The following is a 19449-nucleotide window of genomic DNA, read 5'->3' as shown; positions in this document are numbered from 1 at the left end:
TGGGGAGACGTTCGGCGAAAAGACGGCTGGGGACGGTTCGGCTGTCCGACTTCACTGAGTCGCGGCCCGCCCGCCACCCCGCCGCTCTTCGCTCCGGCGGTCCTCGTCGTAGATGAGAGACACCTCGTCGGCGTAGCGGTCGAGGATGTTCCGGCGCTTCTTTTTCATCGTCGGCGTCATCAGGTCGTTCCCCTCCGTGAACTCCTCGGGAACGACGCGGAACTGCTTGATTCGCTCGTAGGACTCGAAGTTCTCGTTGGCCGCCTCAACCTCGGCTTCGATGCGCTCGTACACCCGGTCGTCGCGGCAGATGGCTTTCGGCTCGTCGGGGAGGTCGATGCCCTCCTCGTCGGCCCACTTCCGCAGCCCGTCGAAACTGGGCACGATGAGCGCCGAGACGAACTTGCGGCCGTCGCCGAGGACCATGCACTGTTCGACCACCGGCGAGGAGGCGAACGCGTCCTCGATGGGACCGGGCGCGACGTTCTTGCCCGTCGAGAGGACGAGAATCTGCTTGGCGCGCTCGCGGAAGGTGATGTAGCCGTCGGGCCGGAGTTCGACCACGTCGCCGGTGCGGAACCAGCGCTCGCCCTCGTCGTCCTCGACGAACGCCGCCTCGGTCTCCTCGGGGTTGTTCCAGTAGCCTTCGGTGACGCTCGACCCGCGGACGAGCAGTTCGCCCACCTCGCCGCCCGCGTCGCCGAGTTGGTCGCCGACGACGGTCGTGTCGAGTTTCGTCTCGACGTTCCGGAGCGGATAGCCGATGGTACCGATTTTCGGCTCCTCGGGGGGGTTGACCGAGATGACGGGCGACGTTTCGGTGAGCCCGTAGCCCTCGTAAATCGGGAGGCCCATCGCGTGGTAGAGCGCGCAGAGCTCGGCCGAGAGGCTCCCGCCGCCGCTGATGAAGAAGTCGAGGTTGTCGCCGAGCGCCTCGCGCACCTGCCCGAACACGAGCCGGTCGGCGAGGCGGTGTTTCGCGGTGAGCAGGTAGCCCGGCGCGTCGGTCGTGTGGTACGCCTGCCCGACGCCGACGGCCCACTCGAAGATGCGCTTTTTCGCCGGCGACTCGCTGGCTTGCGCCCGAATCGCGTCGTAGAGCTTCTCGTACACGCGGGGGACGCTCGTCCCCGTGGTCGGCCGGACGAGCTGGAAGTCCTCGCGGAGCGTGTCGGGACTTTCGGCGTAGGCGACGGCCGCGCCCGCCGCGAACATCATGAAGTGGCCGGCCATGCGCTCGAAGACGTGCGCGAGCGGCAGGAACGACAGCGCGACCGAGTCGGGGCCGATGACCGGCGTGTCGCCTTTGTCCGGGCGGGGACCGAACCGCCGGTAGCTCTCGTTGACGTTCGACCGGAAGTTCCAGTGGGTGAGTTGGACGCCCTTCGGCTGGCCGGTCGTCCCCGAGGTGTAGATGAGGCTGGCGAGGTCCTCGGGCTCGCGCTCGTCCAGCCACGACTCGTAGGCCGCCTCGTCGTACACTTCCTCGCCGCGGCGGTAGAGTTCGCCGAGCGTCAGCACGTCGTCGCGGTCCTCGTGGCCCTCGTACTCGTCTACGACCACGATGAAGCGCAGGTCGAGTTCGTCCTCGACGGCGAGCACGCGCTCTAACAGCTCTTCGTTCTCGACCACGACGGCGTTCGCGCCGGGGTCGGAAAGCAAGTACTGCACCTGTCGCTCGGACGACGAGGTGTACACCGTGGTGACGACGCCGCCCGCGCCGAGGACGGCGAAGTCGGTCTGGGCCCACTCCATTCGCGTGTGCGAGAGGATACCGACCCGGTCGCCGGTCTCGATGCCGAGGTCGCGGAACCCGGCCGCGAGGCGACGGACGATGCCCCGCATCTCCTCGTAGGTCAGGTCGGCGTAGTCGCCGTCGGGGGCCGCCGGAACGACGCCCTCGGCGACCAGCGACCGGCGGTAGACGCCGCCTTTGTACCGCTGTGCGACTCGCGTGGCGTTCCGCGACGCGCTCGATTCGAACATCCGTGGGAGGGTCGTCCGCTCGATGACAGGGTCGTCGAACGCCGCCTCCGCGTCCCGCCAGTCCATGCTCTGTTAGTAATGATTCAACATTTAAAACTATGTACGTTCGGTCTGTTGAAACCCCGCGATACCGCGGGGAAACACCGATTACGAACCCGTTCGCGCCGCTTTTAGATGTCTGATGTCGGTATCAGCGCGCCGCTCGCGCCGGTAGGTCCGTCCAATCCGTCCGAGCCACCTGAATCGCCTGAATCGCCTGAATCGCCTGAATCGCCCGGACCACCCGACCCGCTCGTGTCACTCGTCGTCGCCGATGTAGTCGAGGTAACCGAGCACGCCGCGGGTGTTCAGGCGCTCTTCGTCGTGGGCTTTCCGCTCGCCCCACACCTCGGCCATCTGGGTGTGCTCGACGAAGTGGTCGATGACGGCCTCGTCGTCGCCGAGTTCCGCGCGCTTCTGTCGGATGGCCTCGACCCACTCCACGAGGACGCGCTTGTACTCGCCGGCGAGGTCGCTGTCGTAGGGCTTCGGGCCGAAGTGGCCGAAACAGACCGTCTCCGGGTCGATGTCCTCGATAGTGCGCACGTCGTCGAGCGCCTTCTGGAGGTGGAACTGCGAGGGCGGCGAGGTCTGTCGGAGCGTCCGCGACTTCGGCTCCCAGATGCCCAGTGCGTCGCCGACGAACAGCACATCGTCGCCGTCGTCGTGGAACATCACCTGATGCGGCGCGTGGCCGGGCGCGTGATGGACCGTGAGCGTCCGGTCGCCGAGGTCGATCTCGTCGCCGTCGGTGAGCCCCTCGACGCGGTCCTCGTCGATTGGGTGCGGTTCGTCGTAGAACTGCCACTGGTCTTCGACGGCCGCTTTCGTGCCCTCGATGAGCCGCGACGGGTCCACGAGGTGCGGCGCGCCGATTTCGTGGGTCATGACGGTCGCGTCGGGATAGCGCTCGGCGAGGTAGCCCGCGCCGCCCGCGTGGTCGAGGTGGACGTGCGTCGGCAGGATGTACGCGAGGTCGTCGACGCCGACCTCGTCGAGCATCCCGAAGACGTGTTCTCTGTCGGCGGCGATGCCGGTGTCGACGAGCGCCGGTTTCTCGGCGTCGACGAGGTAGACCGAGCCGTACTTCTCCACCTCGTACATGCCGCTGTCGACGTAGTAGAGGTCCGTGCTGTCCGGGACGGGTTCGACGTCGCCAATAGCCATAGTTGACGGCCGTCTCCGGGGAAGAAAAGCGTTCGGTCGCCCGCCCCCCGCGTTGATTACGGGCGACCGCAAAGCGGTCTCCACGCTCGAATCCGGGAGCTGCGGCCGCCTTCACGTGGGTTCGTCGCGCTCCCCAGATGCGGGTTCGTCGCGCTCGTCCGCCGTTGATTTGCCCCCCCCGTCCCTCGGCGATGCGATACGATTTTCCCGCCCGCCCGGAAACCACAGCCCAATGATTGACAGGCAACTGCTCCGCGACGAACCGGAGCGAGTTCGCGACGCGCTCGCCGCCCGTAACATGGAGGGCGTGGACATCGACCGCGTCCTCGACGTGTACGACGAGTGGCGCTCGCTGAAGGCCGAGGGCGACGACCTCCGCCACGAGCGCAACGAGGTCAGCCAGAAAATCGGCCAGTTGAAGCAAGAAGGGAAAGACGAGGAAGCACAGGAGGCCATCGACCGCTCGGGCGAACTCAAGACGGAGCTACAGGAGCTCGAAGCCCGCGCCGACGAACTCGAAGCGGAACTCGACGAGGCGCTCATGGAACTGCCCAACCTCCCCCACGAGTCGGTTCCCGTCGGGGCCGACGAGGCCGACAACGAGGAGGTCCGCCGCGTCGGCTTCGACGACCTCCGCGAGCTTCCCGACGAGGTGACGCCCCACTACGACCTCGGCGAGGAACTCGACATCATCGACGAGGGTCGCGCGGCCAAGACCACCGGCTCGGGCTTCTACTTCCTGAAAGGCGAGGGCGCGATGCTCGAACACGCGCTCGTGCAGTTCATGCTCGACGTGCACCGCGAACAGGAGTACGTCGACCTCTTCCCGCCGATTCCGGTCAAGACCACCTCGATGGAGGGCACCGGTCAGCTCCCGAAGTTCGCCGAGGACGCCTACCGCATCGGCGGCTCGGAGACCGAGAACTACGAGGACGACGACCTGTGGCTCTGTCCCACCGCGGAGGTCCCGGTCACGAACATGTACCGCGACGAGATTCTCCTGAAGGACGACCTCCCGCTGAAGCACCAGGCGTACACGCCGAACTTCCGCCGCGAGGCGGGCGAACACGGCACCGAGACCCGCGGTATCGTCCGCGTCCACCAGTTCAACAAGGTCGAACTCGTCAACTTCGTCGAGCCCGAGGAGTCGTACGACCGGCTCGAAGCCCTCGTCGACGAGGCCGCCGAAGTGCTCGACCGCCTCGGGCTGCCGTACCGCGTCCTCTCGCTTTGCACCGGCGACCTCACCTTCGCGTCGGCGAAGACCTACGACCTCGAAGTGTGGGCTCCCGGCACGGAGTCGGACGACGCCCCCGAACAGGGCGGCCGCTGGCTCGAGGTCTCGTCGGCCTCGAACTTCGAGGACTTCCAGGCGCGCCGCGCCGGCCTCCGCTACCGCCCCGAGCGCCACGAGTCGGCGGAGTACCTCCACACGCTCAACGCGTCGGGCACGGCCGTCGGCCGCGTCATGGTCGCGCTGCTCGAATACTACCAAAACGAGGACGGCACGGTCGACGTGCCCGAACCGCTCCAGCCCTACATGGGCGGCCGCGAGGTCATCGAGGGCCACGAGCCCGTCGGCGAGGCCGCCGTCGGTGCGGGTAAGAAGGACTGACCGGGACGAACCGCGCCCGGGCGTTTCTCTCTCACTCTCTCCGTTCTCCTTTCTCCCGAGACTCGCCCCGTCAGTTCGCCGTCGACGACTTGACGAACGTCTTCAGCTCCGAGAGCTTCCCGTCGTGGGCACGGAACCGGTCGAGAAAGACGAACAGTTCGTCGCCGTCGCGGTCTTCGAGGTGGCCGCGGACGACGATTTCGTCGTCGGACTTCGACTGGATGTAGCGCTCGATGACGTGTCGCGTGTCCTTCTGCGGCCTGTCGTCCCGCATGAACGAGACGAACTCCTCGCGCCCCGAGAGCGTCATGTCGCCGCGGTGCTGGACGAACTCCGGTTCGAGGATGTTCCGAAGCATGTCGTATCCGTGGTGGTCGAGCGCCGTGTAGTACTGCCGGGCCAGATACGTCGCGTCGGGATGCACGCCCTCTCTTCGTCGGCCGACCGGAAGTATCCGACGCCGGCCCTGCCGTCCGACTCCTCGCGCGCGCCGCCGCGTTCGGGACGCTTTTCTCGGCCAGTCGCGTATCGCGGCTGTGGACCTGCACGTTCGATACGAGGGCGACGACGACCCGAAGAAGTGCACGGCGAAGAAGCTCGAACGCTTCGACATGGCCGCCCTCCACGGCTCCGACCGAGAGACTCCCTACGGCGTCGTGCTCAACCCCCACGCCGACAGGGCGCTGTCGCCCGCCGACGCGGACACCGGCGCGCTCGTCGCGCTCGACTGCTCGTGGGAGTCGGCCGGCGAGGCCATGTTCTCGCTCCCCGGCGAGCACCGCGCGCTCCCCTATCTCGTCGCCGCCAACCCCGTGAACTTCGGCCGCCCGATGCAGCTGACGACGGTCGAGGCGATAGCCGCCGCCCTCGTCATCTTCGGCGAGAAGAAGCGGGCCGAGGGTATCCTCTCGAAGTTCAACTGGGGCCACACGTTCCTCGAACTCAACGAGGAGCCGCTCCGCCGGTACTCGGAGTGTGCAGACTCGACCGAAGTCGTGGAGATTCAGCGGGAGTACCTCGAACGCGGCGAGTAGACCGCGCCCGCGGAGCGGCGAACCGCGTCGATTACGCCTTCAGAGTCGGCTCGACGTCCAGTTGAGCGCGACGGTCGTCCCGGTGTCGACGCGCTCGGTCGGCGTCACCTGAATCACTCGCGCCCACGTCCCGCCGCTCGGCGCGGTGTAGTTCATCCCGCCGCAGTAACAGTCGACTTCGAGCGCGGGGTCCTCCTCGTCGTGGCCGTCGTACGGATAGCCGGTTCGAGACCACGCGCTCCAGTCGAAGGTGTCGGTGTCGTGGCGCGCGACGAGCGTGACTTTCAGCGGTTCTCCGACGGTCGTCGTCCCGTAGTGGATGTCCTCGCGGTCGGTGTCGACGGTATCGAGCGCCTGCGGCGACTCGGGGAGCAAGTCGACCTGCGAGAGGTCTTGGGTGTCGTAGGTCTCCGTCGCCTGCACCTCGGCGTCGTCCGGCGCGCGGTACACCTCGGTCGTAAACGGGAGCGACGAGTCTTCGAGCCGAAAGCCGAGCAGCACCTCGTCCGAGGGGACCGACGTCGCTTCGACCAGCGTCGGGTGTATCTCCTCGGGGTTCTCGACGAAGTCGGCGGCTTCGAGCCCGCTTTCGGTTGTTTCCTCCGCCTGTTCGGCCGTCTCGTTCGCGGTCGTCTCGGTCGCGGTCGTCGTGGTCTGCGTCTCGGTCGCGGTCTGCGTCTGCGCGTCGGTCGTTTGCGTCGTCGAGTCAGAGTCCCCGGACGAGCTACAGCCAGCGAGACCGGTGAGACCGGCGACGGCGACGCCGCAAATCGATTGGAGGGTTCTTCGACGGGTGTGCGTTGGCTCCTTACCCATGGCCGTCGGGTGTGGTCCCGCTCCCTTAGAGACCCGCGACCGTTTACGTGAGATAACGGACTTAGCACCATGCTAAACCCCGTTTTTTGGGACTATCGCGTTCGGGGAGAGTCCGAGTCGCGGCCGCGTTCGTCTGACTATCCTTTCACCCACGCGCCGACGGCCCCGGCGATGGCGCTGTCGATTGCGAAGATGAGCGTCAGCACGACGCCCGCGACGAGGACGCCGACGCCGCCGAGGAGTCCGCCCAGCGGCCCGCCGGCGAGTCCGAGGAGGCTCCCGAGCAGGGCCGCGAGGAGCGTCACGACGATACCCGAGATGGAGCCCGCGACGAGGCCGTTCCACGCGCCGTTGCCGAGCGTGCCGCCCGCGAGGTAGCCCGCCGCGAAGCCCCCGAGCAGCCCCGCCCCGATTTGGCCGATGAGCGGGAGCGCGAGCCCGCCGGTGCCGACGACGACGATGACGACGAAACCGACGGCGACAGCTTTCCAGTCAGTCATGGGTCGATGTAGACCTCGGGCGGGCAAGAACTTCGTGGCGGTCGTGGGTGGATGTTCGACCACTCGCTCACGTCCGCGTCCGCGCGCCGGTCGCCCGCGACCCCCTCGCTTCCGGTCGAACCGTGCGTGAGACCTGCACGGCGAATCCACCGCTCGAAGCGCCGAGCCCCAAACGGACGCGCTTTTACGGCTCGGCCATGTAGCGGACTGCAATGATTTTCGAGTCTCTCCCGACCACGCCCCGGTCGGACGAACTCATCGACAAGGCCTTCTCGCGGGCCGCGCGCACGGGGCGAGCGAAGCAGAACAAGTTGGAGGCTCAGCAGTCGATGCTCCAGACGGCGTCGAACATCCTTTCCGACAACCTCGAAAACGTCGTCGTCGAGTGGCCCGACTTCGGGACGGTCGACCCCTTCTACTACGAGCTCGCCGACGCCATCGTCGACGTGGACGAGGTCCGAAAGAGCCTCTCGGAAGTGATGTGGGCCTCCCGGCAGGTCGACAACATCGCCCGCGAGTACCAGCCGAAGCTCCGCAAGACCGACGCCGACCTCGCGCGCAAGCACCGAAAGCAGGCGTTCGCCCGCATGGCGAGCGTCGTCGAGGAGGTCGAAGACGACCTGCTCCGCATCGGCGAGGCGCGCGACGCCCTGAAGAACCTCCCCGATATCCGCCCGGACGAACCGGCAATCGTCGTCGCCGGCTACCCGAACGTCGGGAAGTCCTCGTTCGTCAACGACGTGACCCGCGCGTCGAACGAAATCGCCCGCTACCCCTTCACGACGAAGGGCGTCCAAATCGGGCACTTCGACCGCGACCGCATCCGCTACCAGATTATCGACACGCCGGGGCTGCTCGACCGCCCCGAAGACGAGCGAAACGACATCGAGCGACAGGCCGTGAGCGCCCTCGAACACCTCGCGGACGCCGTCATCTTCGTCGCCGACGCCAGCGGGGCGTGCGGCTACCCCATCGAGTCGCAGCTCGAACTCCGCGACGCCGTGAAGGCGCGCTTCGAGGAGCGCGACATCCCCGTCCTCACCGTCTGTAACAAGAGCGACCGCTCGACCGACATGGAGGCCGACCTCTACATGAGCGTCGAGACGGGCGAGAACGTCGAGGCCGTCCTCGACGCCGCGGTCGAGGCCATCGGGTTCGAACCCGACATCCCGCCGTCGCGCAACGAGTAAGCGACTCGGGATTTTTCGGTTCTGGCGCTTCTGTCTTGCCGCAGCACCTGCTTCTCGACGAGAGCTGTGGCTACGAGGTAGCTGTCGGAGAAATGGGAACGCGGGGGGTGGTCGAGACCGGGAGTTCGGTCTCGGTCAGCGGGGTGGGGTCGCTTACTCGGCTTCGTAGACCATCTGGACGGTCGCCGAGACGGTCACGGGGCCGGGCGAGAGCTCGGTCGAACCGGACGAGGCGCGGGCGGCGTCCTCGGCGTAGGCGACCGGGTACGGGCCGGGCGAGGCGCTGCCGCCGACGGTGGCGGTGTGGACGCCCGTGACGGTCAGGTCGGAGGCGCTGGCGACCGCGTCGGCGTCGGCCTTCGCCGAGTCGACGGCGCGGGTCAGGGCCTCTTCGCGGAGTTCGGCGCGCTTCTCGTCGGTCAGCGTGAAGGCGACGCCGCGGATTTCGCTGGCACCGGCACCGACCGCGAGGTCGATGACTTCGCCGGCGCGGTCGGGAGCGACCTCGACGCGGAGGGTGTGGGTGGCGCGGTAGCCGAGGAGGTCGCGCTCCTGGCCGCTGTAGTCGTACTCGGGGTAGATGTTGAAGCCGGTCGTCTGGATGGCGTCCTCGGCGACACCGGCGTCGGTGAGGGCGGCGCGGACGGCGGCCACGTCGTCGGCGACGGTGCCGCGGGCGTCGTCCGCCGAGTCGGCGGTGGTCGTCACGGCGATGGAGACCACGGCGAGGTCGGCGTCGGCGGTCACTTCGCCGGTGCCGGTCGCGGAGATGGTCGTCGCGTTCGTCGCGTCTACGCCGCCGTCGGTCGTCGCCTGCAGGGGTGCCGAGAGGCAGCCCGCGAGGAGGACGAGGCCGACGAGGAATATCGGAGCAATCGTGCGTCGTTGCATACCCACCGTACGTCGGTTCAGCTATTCAAGCCGCGCTAGAGACAAAGAGCGACTGTAGCCTTCGAAACGGGGGACGGAACGCCGGCCGTCCTACTCCACGACGGCGACGTAGCGCACTTCGACGTCGATTTCGCCGGTGGCCCACGGCGACAGCGGCTCGGGGGCGACGGCGTTCACCCGCCTCGTGAGTTCGCGTTCGACCATCGGCGGGTCGGAGGCCGGGTCGTAGCCGACGGTCACGACGACGCCGTCGGGCTCCTGTAGCGGCCCGCTGTCGTACTGCAGTTCCATCGACAGTAGTCGGGCGTCGGTTCCCGAGAGTGCGTCCTCGATGGCGTCGCGCGCGTCGCCTTGGAAGTCGGCGTTCCGGTAGGTCGTGTAGGTAACCGCGCCGAGGAACGACGAGAGGACGAGCAGTCCGACCCCGATGACGGCGATGCGGAACAGGGCGGCTCGCCGGGCCTCGTCGCGGCGAATCCAGCGCTCCGGCCGGTAGCCCTGCTGCCAGAGGACGCCGATGGCGACGAAGTTGACGGAGAGGATGTTGACGAGGACGAGGATGGCCGAGCCGACGACGGCCTCGGGCGCGCCCCACGCGATGCCGATGCCGACGACGGCGGTCGGCGGGACCAACGCGGCGGCTATCATGACGCCGACGAGCGCGGTCGAGACGCCGGAGGAGAGCGAAATCGCGCCGGCGGCTCCCGCGCCGAGCGCGATGACGAGCGACAGCACGTCGGGCGCGAGGCGCTCGTCCACCTCGGGAATCGAAAGCACCTCCGCGGACGACAGCGGGACCGCCCCGGTCTGTTTGAGCAGGAAGGCGAAGACGGCGGCCGCGCCGACCGCGAGGACGCCGCCGAGCGCCTGCAGGCGAACCCCGCGGCCGAACATCTCGTCGTCGTCGACGACGGTGCCGACGCTCGCGGACATCGCGGGGCCGACGAGCGGGGCGATGACCATCGAGCCGACGACCACGGCCGGCGAGTCGAGAAGCAGGCCCGCGGTGGCGACGAGCGCCGAGATGACCGTCATGAGCACGTAGGTCGAAACCGACGGCGCGAGGTCGGCGGCCTTCGAGGCCAGTTCCTCGCGGGCGATGCGGTCGCCGTTCTCGTCGTCTTCCTCGTACTGCTCGCGCAGTTGGTCGAACCGCTTCGACGCGACCGTCTCGGCGGCGACGACCACGGTGTAGGCGTCGCGCTCGACGCCCGCCTCGCGGAGTCGCGCTAACACCGGTTCGACGGCCTCCTTGGGGACCGGGAAGGTGACGACGGCGACGAAGCCGCGCCCGGACGTCTCCTCGGAGACGGCGTAGTCGACGCCCTCCTCGTCGAGCGTCCGCAGGACGGCCTCGCGCTTGCCGGTCGGCACCAACACCTGTACGAGTCGCACGGCCTCACGTCGGCCCGGGCGGTGAAATAAGCAGGGGCTCGGCTACTCCGACGACTCGTCGCGCAACCGCCGGAGGACGGGCATCTCGTCGAGGCGCTCGTCGGGGAGCGCGTCCCAGTCGATGCCCGTGGGTCTCGGGTGCGAGGTCTCGGTTCGGACCAACCGTTCGGGAGTGACGACGAGGTCCATCGGCACGTCGTGGGCGTCCGGCTCCGGCAGGCCGTCGCGGACCTGTCGCTCGTGGACCGTCGTCGCCACGGTCGTCTCGTCGGTGACGGCCCCGAGACCCCGCAACACCGCGTATTCGAGGTCGCTGAACCCCTCTCCCTTCCCGATGCGCGCGCCCGCCTCGGAGACGGCGACCGACCCCGAGACGACGAGGTCGACGGGCGGCAGGGCGTCTGGGCCGACCGTGTCGGCGTAGGTCTCGACGTGGGAGACGGTCGGCGCGCTGTCGAGGTGTTCGTCGTCGATGCGCGCGGGGTCGAGTTCGTAGAAGCACTCCTCGTCGCGGAGCCGCGGGACGGCCATGTAGACGGTTTTCCCCTCGCGGAGCGCCCGTCGCCTGACGGGGAGTTGCGGGGCGTCCGGGTTGGCCTTCACCGCGTCGGCGTCGGCCCACTCGGGCGTCGCCGCGAGTCGCTCGGCGGCCGCTTTCGCGTCGGCGAAGTTCGGGATGCGGCCGTGCGGCGGGAAGGGAAACCGTGCCGCGCCCGACGATTCGAGGTCGTCCCACACCGTCGTTCGGAGCGTCGCTTTGTCCATCGCGTCGCCGTCGCGTACTCGCGGCGGACCAATAGCTCCCCCGTTCGTGTCGCGGGCGAACCGCGTCTCGGCGCGAGCGGTCGGCTACGAGAGGTCGGCCGCCGACTGCGACAACAGCACCTTCCGCAGGACGGTGTCGGCCCCGCGGCGGACGCGCTCGGAGGCGGCCTGCGGGCTGATTCCGAGTTGGTCCGCCACCTCGTTGAGCGTGGTCTGCCGGGGGACTTCGAAGTAGCCCTCCGAGACGGCGGTGACGAGCGCCTCCTGTTGTCCGTCTGTGATGTCGAAGTTGTAGACGCCCGGCTCGCCCTCTGCGAGGGTATAGATGCGCTCAACGTGGAACTCGATGTCCTCTTCCTGACAGAGGTTGTGGAAGTCGGTGAGCGCCGCGTGGTCGTTGAACCGGAGGCGGAACATCCACGGGTCGTTGCCGTGGGCTTCGAGAATCGTCGCCTCGCTGTCTGTGAGAATGCGGGTCAGGCTCGACGTGGTCTCGCCCCAGTTGACCTTGTACAGCACGCGGTCGGCGACGCGCGCAACCGCGGTCAGGTCGTCGACGAGTCGGTCGTGCCGGACGGCGTGTTCGAACGCCTCGAAGTCGGTCCCCTGCGCCCAGAAGAACGGCATGACCTCACCGCCAGTCGGAACGACGCGCTCTAGCTCGATGTGGACGCCGCTCGACACGGCGGTGACCCTCCCGAGGTCGAAATCCCTTGAATCAATCGTCAGCTCGACGATTACTGCCATTACTAGCTGACCTTCAGCGGCCGCTGTATTGAACTCTCTTGTCAGCATACTGTCTGATATTCTCTCGGGGGAGGGGGTGATCAGACGCCGAAAATTCACCGTTTCCCCCTAGTATTTGGGCCGATAGCGTCCGTTCGTGACCTCATTCGGTTCATAACATGTAACGTAGGCTTCCGGATGCATTACTTCAATGACCGGACTGTGAAAGCAGAAAGAGAATGCCAACTTGCTATCTATACCCCTTCGGGGAACGTAGTTGTGAACACACACAGACATCGACAGCCGTACGCCGTCAAACCGCGCCGTGGTGGCGCAGAGGCGTGCGAACGTGTGATTGACGGGCCGCGCTCTCGACGGTACCGGTATCGGGTGGTGTCCACCGGGTGCCCAGAGCGGGGCCTTCCGGCGACTTGCGGGAGACGCTTTGCCTCGGCGTCTCGCGCCCGTCGCGCGACGCCTGTTCGGATCCAACGGGGGTCGCGCCGATGGTAGCCGCGACGTCCCCCCGCCTTGACGAGGCGTTCGACGCCCTCGGAAACGTCCATCGGCGACGGTTGCTGATGGGTCTTCGCCGACGGCGGCGCGCGCGCCTCGAAGCGGCAACGCGGGACGCGGCCGTTGGTGGCGGCCGCGACCGCGACCGACTGGAGGTGGAGCTGTTCCACGTTCATCTCCCGAAACTCGCTGACGCCGGCTTCGTCGAGTGGAACCGTCATCTCGGCTCCGTCGCGTGCGGCCCTCGATTCGACGAAATCGAGCCGCTGTTGCGATTTCTCGACGAGAACGCGGGCGAGTTATCGGCGGGCGGCCGTGACTGACGCGGCCGCCTCATTCACGCGTCGTCGGCGAGCCGTCGTGGGGGCGACTCGCCCGGAGACGTGATTTTTTCGGTGTCGACGCCCCGGAGCGCGGCGTCCGTACCGTCCTCCTTATCCGTCGCGGCGGCGAACCGCCGGTATGTTCGAAGACCGACCGAACCGCGACGAAATCGTCCTCGTCGGGCGGTCGAACGTGGGGAAGTCGACCCTGATGCGAGAGCTGACGGGTCACAGCAAGTTCACGACGGGTAAGAAGCCCGGCGTCACCCGCAAACCCAACCACTTCGACTGGAACGCGGAGAAATTCATGTTCACCGACCTCCCCGGGTTCGGATTCATGTCCGGCGTCGACCGCGACACCCGCGAGGCAATCAAGACGGACGTCGTCCAGTACATCGAGGAGAACGCCGACGACATCCTCGCGGCGGTCCTCGTCGTCGACGGGAAGAGCGTCATCGACATCATCGACCGCCACACCACGGAAGACTCCATCCCGCACGACGTGGAGATGTTCTTCTTCCTCGACGAACTCGACATCCCGACCGTGGTCGCGGTCAACAAGATGGACAAGGTCGACGACCGCGACGAGCGCCTGAACGACCTCTGCGACCGCCTCGGCCTCTTCCCGCCGTGGAAGCAGTGGCGGAACGTCATCGCGCCCATCACGGCCAAGCGCGGCGACATCTCGCACCTCGAAGACGCCCTGCGGTCGCACCTCCACGAGCAGGGCCGCGACGACCTGTTCAAGTTCCTCTGACCCGCTCGCCGTCGCTTCGAACCCCCCGGCTCGACCCCGGCGAACTCACACTACGCGGTTCGTGAGCGGGTCGCCGGCGGCCGTCTTCTCGACGTTCTCCCGCACGAGCGCCGCGATGTCCTCGTGGTACTTCCCCGTCGCGGCGCTCACGTGCGGCGTGACGAGCACCTCGTCGAAGTTCCACAGCGGCGACTCCGCGGACAGCGGTTCCTCGGCGAACACGTCGAGCGCCGCGCCGGCGATGTCGCCTCGGTCGAGCGCCGCCACGAGGTCGTCCTCGTCGACGACGGGCCCGCGCGCGACGTTCACGAGGTAGGCGTCCTCGCGCATCGCCTCGAACGCCGGCGCGTCGACCATGCCCGCCGTCTCCTCCGTCAACGGCATCGCCAGCACCACGAACCGGGCGTCGGCGATGGCCTCGTGGAATCGGTCGGGCGTGAACACGGTCGAGACGTTCTCGACCGGGTCGCCGGAGCGCCGGACGCCGACGACCTCCATGCCGAGGGCGGCCGCGCGGTCGGCGACGCCCCGGCCGAGCGTGCCGAGGCCGACGACGCAGACGCGCTCGCCGTCGAGGGTGAACGGCTCTTTGTAGCGGGGCAGGTCCCACTCGCGGTCGCGCTGGGCGTCGCGGTAGGCGTGGAGGCGGCGGGCGAGCGTCAGCATGTAGGCGACGACCGTCTCGCCGACCGTCGTCCCGTGGACGCCGGTGCTGTTCGTGAGCGCCGTCCCGGCCGCCTCGTAGGCGTCCACGGGGAACTCGTCGTAGCCGGCGCGGACGCAGTGGACCCAGTCGGCCTCGACGAACGCGTCTCTGTGGCCGAACGAGACGACCGCGTCGCCCGGGCCGAACGCCTCGCCCTCGTCGACGAGTTCGACCGGAGCGTCGGAGTTCGAAAGCGCCTCCACGAACAGGCCCGGCGGCATCACGCGACCGACCGACTCGTCGACCGCGATGCGTTCGATGTGCATGACCGAGGGGTCACCGCGGCCCACGAAGGAAGTTGCGCCTTCGGCGTCGGTGTCCGGTTTTCGGGTGTCCGACGAGAGCCCGTTCGGTCCCAGCAGGTGGCCCGGTTCGCGAGAAGCGCGTACGCGTCGCTCCGGGGTGAAGTCGGTTCGGTGTAACGGGAGGCGCGTCGTCAGTAGTTGGTGGCTCGGATGAAATCTATCATCACAAGGGGCTGAGTGGGGGTAACCTTCGTCATCGCCACCGAGTCGGAGTCCGGGGCGGACGCCCAAGAATCCACCCTTTTCGCCCCGCCGAGCGGTGGTCCCGACGGTTCCCCGAAACGCCACACTCGCCTCAGTCGTCCCACGCCGCCAGCGCGGCGTGTTCGGCCGCCACCGTACCGATTCCGTCCGCGTCCAACACGCCGGATTCGGTGACGACGCCCGAGACCAGGTCCGCGGGCACCACCTCGAAAAGCGGGTTCTCGGTCCCTACCGCGGCCTCGCCGTCGTACAGTCTCCCGGCGTCCTCGCCGAGGACGCGGCCGTCACCGCGAATCTTGTCGCGGGCGCAGACGGCGAAGACGGGGACGTCGGCGCGGGCGGCCGCGAGCGCCACGGGGAGGCTTCCGACCTTGTTGACGACGCCGCCGGACGCGAGCACGGAGTCGGCCCCGAGGAGGACGGCGTCGGCTTCGCCGCCCGCGACGAGTCCGGGGAGCGCCGCGTCGGTCGTCAGCGTCACGCTGAGTCCCAGACGGACGAGTCGCTCCGCGACGCCGACGCCCTCGCCGCCCGGTCGGGACTCGGAGACGAGGACACTCGCCCCGGCGGCTTCGAGCGCCGCGAGGACCGTCCCCGACCGCGAGAGCGTGGCGATTCGGTCGAACCCGCGCTCCCGGACGAGTTCGGCGGCGCGGGCGGCCGCCGAGTCGTCAGCCTCTGCCGCGGCGTCGATGGCCGCCTCGGCCCGTCGGCGGACCGATTCGGGGTCAGTCTCCGAGTCGGCCATGACGCGGTTGACGCGGTTCTCGACGGCGGCCATGCTCGGGCGGGCGTCGCGGAGTCGCCGGGCGACCGACGCGACCGCGTCCCGCGAGTCCGCCTCGGCGGCGGCGTCGCGCAGGACTTCGAGCGCCCGGAGCGAAATCCACGCCGAGCCGTGGGTCTCGTCGGCGGCGACGGTCTCGACCGCGGGTGCGACCCGGCGGTAGGCCGTCCACAGTCCGGGGACCGTCTCGCGGTCCCGAATCGCGGTCGGGTGGACCCACTCGACCGCGGCGAGTTCCTCGTTCGGGTCGACGTCGCGGCTCCGCGCGTCGAACAGGAACGGGTGGACGGTCCACTCGCGGCCCTCGTCGGCGACGGAGACGGTCGCTCCCGCGCGGACGAGGTCGGCGTCGGCCTCGCGGACGCCGAGTTCCTCGGCGAGTTCACGTCGGGCGTCGCGCTCGGCGTCGTCGGGGTCGCCCTCGACGTAGCCCGAGACGCCGGCCCAGCGCCCTCGATACGTTCCGACCGCCTCGCTCCGGCGGGCGAGGAGGACGCGGCCGCCGTTTCGGAGGAAGACGGTGACGACGTGTGGCATATCCAGACTTACGTCCGCGACTGACAAAACGACTATTCAGGCCGGTCGCGTGGTGTCGGTATGCGACTCGCTATCCTGAGCGACACGCACGTTCCGGGGCGGGCCGACGGGATTCCGGGGTGGGTCGAAGACCGGGTCCGCTCGGCCGACCTCGTGATTCACGCGGGCGACTTCGACTCGCCGGACACCCTCGACCGCCTCCGCGACCTCTCGGCGCGGTTCGTCGGCGTCCGCGGGAACATCGACCCGCCGGCCATCGACCTCCCGTTCGTCGAGGTCGCGGAGGTCGACGGACTCACGTTCGTCGTCACCCACGGCACGGGCACGAGAACGGGCTACGAGTCCCGCGTCGCCGACGCGGTCAGGGACGCCGCGGGCGACGGCGCGGTCGGCGTCGCGGGCCACATCCACGAGGTGGTCGACGAAGTGGTCGACGGCATCCGCGTCCTCAACCCCGGCACGGCGACGGCGGCCAACCCGGGCGACGACGCCACGATGATGGTCGGCTCGGTCGTCGACGGCTCGCTGTCGGTCGAAGTCGTCCGCGACGACTGAACTCGGCGCAGTCGGCGTGTCGTCGCTCCCCGAACCGCTCTCCGGTCGACCGCCTGCGATACCGGCCCGGTTCGCCAGCATCCCGTCGTTTTTCACCGCCCTCGCCTTCCGACTCGGTATGGAGCTGTTTCCCGTCCCCGACGTGCCCGAGGTCCGCGAGGGCGACGACCTCGCCGCCCTCGTCTCGGAGCGCGTCGACCTTCGGCCCGACGACGTGGTCTGCGTCGCCTCTACCGTCGTCTCGAAGGCCGAAGGGCGGTTCGCCGACCTCGACGACTTCCCGGCCGGCCCGCGGGCGCGCGAACTCGCCGCCCGCCTCGCCGAACTGACCGGCGACGAGAAGGACCCGCGGTTCGCGCAGGCGGTCCTCGAAGAGAGCGTCGACCTCGTCATGTCGGAGCCGTTCCTCCTGACCGAGACGCGGTTCGGCCACGTCGGCGTCAACGCCGGCATCGACCGCTCGAACGTCCCCGACCACGACCTGCTGTTGCTCCCGAAGCGCCCGAGCGAGTCGGCCGAGCGCATCCGCGCCGGCGTCGACGCCGACCGGGTCATCGTCACCGACACCTGCGGCCGGCCGTTCCGACACGGGCAGCGCGGCGTCGCCATCGGCTGGGCGGGGCTGAGCGCCTCGCGCGACTGGCGCGGCGAGGCCGACCGCGACGGCCGCGAACTCGGCGTCACCGTCGAGAGCGTCGTGGACGAACTCGCCGCGGCCGCGAACCTCGTGCAGGGCGAGGGCGACGGCGGCACGCCCGTCGTCGTCGTCCGCGGCTTCGAGTGGGGCGACCACGGCGAGAGCGACGCCCACTTCCGCGACATCGACGGTGACTTCGTGCGACAGGCGCTCCGCGAGTGGCGCTACGACCCCTGACGACTCGCTCCACCATTCCACGCTCACACCACGCTCACACTATGCTCGGACTCGAACTCACCCCGGAACATCCCGTCGACGACCTCGTCGAACTGGGCACGCAGGCGGAACGCGAGGGCTACGACTCCCTGTTCGTCTCGTGTCACTACAACAACCGCGACCCCTTCGCGGTCCTCGCGCGGCTCGCGGCCGAGACCGACGACATCCGCCTCGGCCCCGGCGTCGCCAACCCCTACGAGCTACACCCCGTGACGCTCGCCGGCAAGGTGGCGACCGTCGCCGAGGCATCCGGCGGCCGCGGCCTCCTCGGTATCGGCCCCGGCGACCCCTCGACGCTCCGCAACCTCGGCCTCGAAGACGAGCGCGGCCTCCGCTCCGTGCTGGAGGCGTTCAAGGTCGCACAGCGGCTCTGGGACGGCGAGCGCGTCACCCACGACGGCACGTTCGAGGCGACCGACGCCGGCCTCAACTTCGACGTGCCCGGCGAGGTGCCGGTGTACGTCGGCGGCGAGGGGCCGCACATGTGTCGCATGGCCGGCAAGCACGCAGACGGCCTGCTGTTCAACGGCTCGCACCCCGACGACCTCGCGTGGGCCAGAGAACAGGTCGATATCGGCGTCGAGGACCGCCCCGACTCGCGCGGCGAGTTCACCCTCGCCGCCTACGCCAGCGTCTCCGTCTCGGAAGACGAGGACGCGGCTCGCGAGGCCGCCCGCCCGCCGGTCGCCTTTATCACCGCGGGGGCGGCCCCGCCGGTCCTCGACAGACACGGCATCGACGCCGAGCGCGCGGGCGACATCGGCGAGAAGATTTCCGCCGGCGCGTTCTCCGAGGCGTTCGGCCTCGTCACGCCGGCGATGATAGACGCCTTCTCGATGGCCGGCACGCCGGACGACGTGGCCGACCGGATGGACGCGGTGCTCGAACACGCTGACGGCGTCGTGGTCGGGTCGCCGGTCGGCCCCGACCTCGAAGAAGCGATTACTCTCGCTGCGGCGGCCTACCGGTCGACGAGCCGACGCCGATGATGCCGAGTTCCGCGCCGAGCGCGCCGACGACGAGATAGGCGAACGCGCCGACGGCGAGGAGGATGAAGATGTTGCCGAAGAGGAAACTCACCGTGGAAAGCGGGTCGCTCAGCGCCACGTCGGCGAAGGTCACCACCAGTTCGAGGACGCTCGTGAGGAGCGCGATGACGAAGTCCGTGAGTGTTGCCATGCGCGACTCTCGGGATTCGGGGGTATTGATTGTGTGGGTTTCGCACGGCGCTCGCCCCGTCCGGTGAGTCGCTCGCCGCCCCGCGGTTCGCGGCGGCCGTCAGCGGCGCGGCTCGGTCGGCACCGATAAGGACCGCGCCCACGGACGCTGAGTCATGCCGAACCGCTCGCTCGACGACTTCGCCGGCGGCGACGACGGAGCGGCCGACGAACCGACGGCCGACGACGACGCTGACGGTTCCGACGTCGCCGACGACGCCGTCGATTCTGCCGACGCCGACGACGCCGTCGATTCCGACGCACCCGACGACCGCGACGTGAGCACGCTCGCCACGTACCGATGGACCCCCGAAGCCACGCCGTGCCCCCAGTGCGGCGAGTCGGTGCAAAAGCGGTGGCTCGACGGCGACGAGTACGTCTGTCTCGACTGCAAGGACTGGTAGCGGCCGGGCGCGCCACGCTGGTCGCTACGTCGTATTCATCTCCCCACCAGCAACCGCGCCATTTCGAACGACGGCGACGGGGTGGCTCGGCAAGGTTGCTC

Annotated in this window: 21 protein-coding genes; 9 read left to right on the top strand and 12 right to left on the bottom strand. The window is 68.8% G+C overall.

Annotated elements, in window-relative coordinates:
- Nucleotides 1-51 precede the first annotated feature (51 nt).
- Nucleotides 52-2052 (bottom strand): AMP-dependent synthetase/ligase, encoded by a 2001-nt coding sequence (locus tag C454_RS12905; RefSeq protein WP_004976347.1) that lies wholly within the window; start codon nt 2050-2052, stop codon nt 52-54.
- Nucleotides 2053-2283: 231 nt separating this feature from the next.
- Nucleotides 2284-3192 (bottom strand): MBL fold metallo-hydrolase, encoded by a 909-nt coding sequence (locus C454_RS12900; RefSeq protein ID WP_004976346.1) that lies wholly within the window; start codon nt 3190-3192, stop codon nt 2284-2286.
- Nucleotides 3193-3424: 232 nt separating this feature from the next.
- Here C454_RS12900 and serS point away from each other — a divergent pair, with 232 nt between their 5' ends.
- Complete coding sequence (gene serS / locus C454_RS12895; protein WP_004976345.1) at nt 3425-4807, top strand: serine--tRNA ligase; 1383 nt, start codon at nt 3425-3427, stop codon at nt 4805-4807.
- 70 nt (nt 4808-4877) lie between these two features.
- On the opposite strand, the gene C454_RS12890 is transcribed toward serS, so the two are convergent.
- Nucleotides 4878-5231: a nuclear transport factor 2 family protein gene (locus tag C454_RS12890; RefSeq protein ID WP_004976344.1), complete on the bottom strand. Its 354-nt coding sequence runs from the start codon at nt 5229-5231 to the stop codon at nt 4878-4880.
- Between the two features lie 112 nt (nt 5232-5343).
- Between C454_RS12890 and C454_RS12885 the strand changes: the two genes are divergently transcribed.
- Nucleotides 5344-5841 (top strand): DUF367 family protein, encoded by a 498-nt coding sequence (locus tag C454_RS12885; protein WP_004976343.1) that lies wholly within the window; start codon nt 5344-5346, stop codon nt 5839-5841.
- 39 nt (nt 5842-5880) lie between these two features.
- Here the strand turns inward: C454_RS12885 and C454_RS12880 are convergent, their stop codons facing one another.
- Nucleotides 5881-6657 carry a hypothetical protein gene (locus tag C454_RS12880; RefSeq protein WP_004976342.1) on the bottom strand — a complete coding sequence of 259 codons (777 nt, stop codon included), beginning with the start codon at nt 6655-6657 and terminating at the stop codon, nt 5881-5883.
- A 137-nt stretch (nt 6658-6794) separates the two neighbouring features.
- A complete protein-coding gene (locus C454_RS12875) occupies nt 6795-7157 on the bottom strand; it encodes a DUF5518 domain-containing protein (RefSeq protein WP_004976340.1) in 363 nt (120 codons plus the stop codon).
- 212 nt (nt 7158-7369) lie between these two features.
- On the opposite strand from C454_RS12875, the gene C454_RS12870 reads away from it, so the two are divergent.
- Nucleotides 7370-8347, top strand: a complete 978-nt coding sequence (locus C454_RS12870) for an NOG1 family protein (RefSeq protein WP_004976339.1) — start codon at nt 7370-7372, stop codon at nt 8345-8347.
- 153 nt (nt 8348-8500) lie between these two features.
- Here the strand turns inward: C454_RS12870 and C454_RS12865 are convergent, their stop codons facing one another.
- The 4 genes from C454_RS12865 to C454_RS12850 form a co-directional block, all read right to left on the bottom strand.
- Entirely contained in the window at nt 8501-9238 is a 738-nt protein-coding gene (locus C454_RS12865) for an SIMPL domain-containing protein (protein WP_004976338.1), read from the bottom strand.
- Between the two features lie 90 nt (nt 9239-9328).
- The gene (locus tag C454_RS12860) at nt 9329-10633 is read right to left on the bottom strand and encodes a TIGR00341 family protein (RefSeq protein WP_004976337.1); all 1305 of its coding nucleotides are present in this window, start codon (nt 10631-10633) and stop codon (nt 9329-9331) included.
- 42 nt (nt 10634-10675) lie between these two features.
- The gene (locus C454_RS12855; protein WP_004976336.1) at nt 10676-11398 is read right to left on the bottom strand and encodes a 5-formyltetrahydrofolate cyclo-ligase; all 723 of its coding nucleotides are present in this window, start codon (nt 11396-11398) and stop codon (nt 10676-10678) included.
- Nucleotides 11399-11482: 84 nt separating this feature from the next.
- Nucleotides 11483-12145 (bottom strand): helix-turn-helix domain-containing protein, encoded by a 663-nt coding sequence (locus C454_RS12850; protein ID WP_049905171.1) that lies wholly within the window; start codon nt 12143-12145, stop codon nt 11483-11485.
- Between the two features lie 485 nt (nt 12146-12630).
- On the opposite strand from C454_RS12850, the gene C454_RS12845 reads away from it, so the two are divergent.
- Both C454_RS12845 and engB read left to right on the top strand, forming a co-directional pair.
- Nucleotides 12631-12963: a DUF7344 domain-containing protein gene (locus C454_RS12845; protein WP_049905170.1), complete on the top strand. Its 333-nt coding sequence runs from the start codon at nt 12631-12633 to the stop codon at nt 12961-12963.
- A 139-nt stretch (nt 12964-13102) separates the two neighbouring features.
- Entirely contained in the window at nt 13103-13720 is a 618-nt protein-coding gene (engB, locus tag C454_RS12840) for a GTP-binding protein EngB (protein ID WP_004976333.1), read from the top strand.
- Nucleotides 13721-13765: 45 nt separating this feature from the next.
- Here the strand turns inward: engB and ddh are convergent, their stop codons facing one another.
- Nucleotides 13766-14692 carry a D-2-hydroxyacid dehydrogenase gene (gene ddh / locus C454_RS12835; protein ID WP_049905169.1) on the bottom strand — a complete coding sequence of 309 codons (927 nt, stop codon included), beginning with the start codon at nt 14690-14692 and terminating at the stop codon, nt 13766-13768.
- A gap of 334 nt (nt 14693-15026) precedes the next feature.
- The gene (locus C454_RS12830) at nt 15027-16259 is read right to left on the bottom strand and encodes an NUDIX domain-containing protein (RefSeq protein WP_004976331.1); all 1233 of its coding nucleotides are present in this window, start codon (nt 16257-16259) and stop codon (nt 15027-15029) included.
- A gap of 60 nt (nt 16260-16319) precedes the next feature.
- Here C454_RS12830 and C454_RS12825 point away from each other — a divergent pair, with 60 nt between their 5' ends.
- The 3 genes from C454_RS12825 (at nt 16320) to C454_RS12815 (ending at nt 18716) form a co-directional block, all read left to right on the top strand.
- Entirely contained in the window at nt 16320-16814 is a 495-nt protein-coding gene (locus tag C454_RS12825) for a metallophosphoesterase family protein (RefSeq protein WP_004976330.1), read from the top strand.
- A gap of 118 nt (nt 16815-16932) precedes the next feature.
- Nucleotides 16933-17688, top strand: a complete 756-nt coding sequence (locus tag C454_RS12820) for a coenzyme F420-0:L-glutamate ligase (protein WP_004976328.1) — start codon at nt 16933-16935, stop codon at nt 17686-17688.
- A gap of 41 nt (nt 17689-17729) precedes the next feature.
- Nucleotides 17730-18716 carry a 5,10-methylenetetrahydromethanopterin reductase gene (locus C454_RS12815; RefSeq protein ID WP_004976327.1) on the top strand — a complete coding sequence of 329 codons (987 nt, stop codon included), beginning with the start codon at nt 17730-17732 and terminating at the stop codon, nt 18714-18716.
- On the opposite strand, the gene C454_RS12810 is transcribed toward C454_RS12815, so the two are convergent.
- Nucleotides 18670-18906 carry a hypothetical protein gene (locus tag C454_RS12810; protein ID WP_004976326.1) on the bottom strand — a complete coding sequence of 79 codons (237 nt, stop codon included), beginning with the start codon at nt 18904-18906 and terminating at the stop codon, nt 18670-18672. The genes C454_RS12815 and C454_RS12810 overlap by 47 nt on opposite strands.
- Before the next feature lie 154 nt (nt 18907-19060).
- On the opposite strand from C454_RS12810, the gene C454_RS12805 reads away from it, so the two are divergent.
- Nucleotides 19061-19348 carry a DUF7573 domain-containing protein gene (locus C454_RS12805; protein WP_004976325.1) on the top strand — a complete coding sequence of 96 codons (288 nt, stop codon included), beginning with the start codon at nt 19061-19063 and terminating at the stop codon, nt 19346-19348.
- The last annotated feature ends 101 nt before the right edge of the window (nt 19349-19449 follow it).

Source organism: Haloferax gibbonsii ATCC 33959 (assembly GCF_000336775.1).
In the GTDB taxonomy this organism is placed as follows: domain Archaea; phylum Halobacteriota; class Halobacteria; order Halobacteriales; family Haloferacaceae; genus Haloferax; species Haloferax gibbonsii.
The sequence above is the reverse complement of the archived record's forward strand: the minus strand, read 5'-3'. Positions and strand labels throughout refer to the sequence as shown.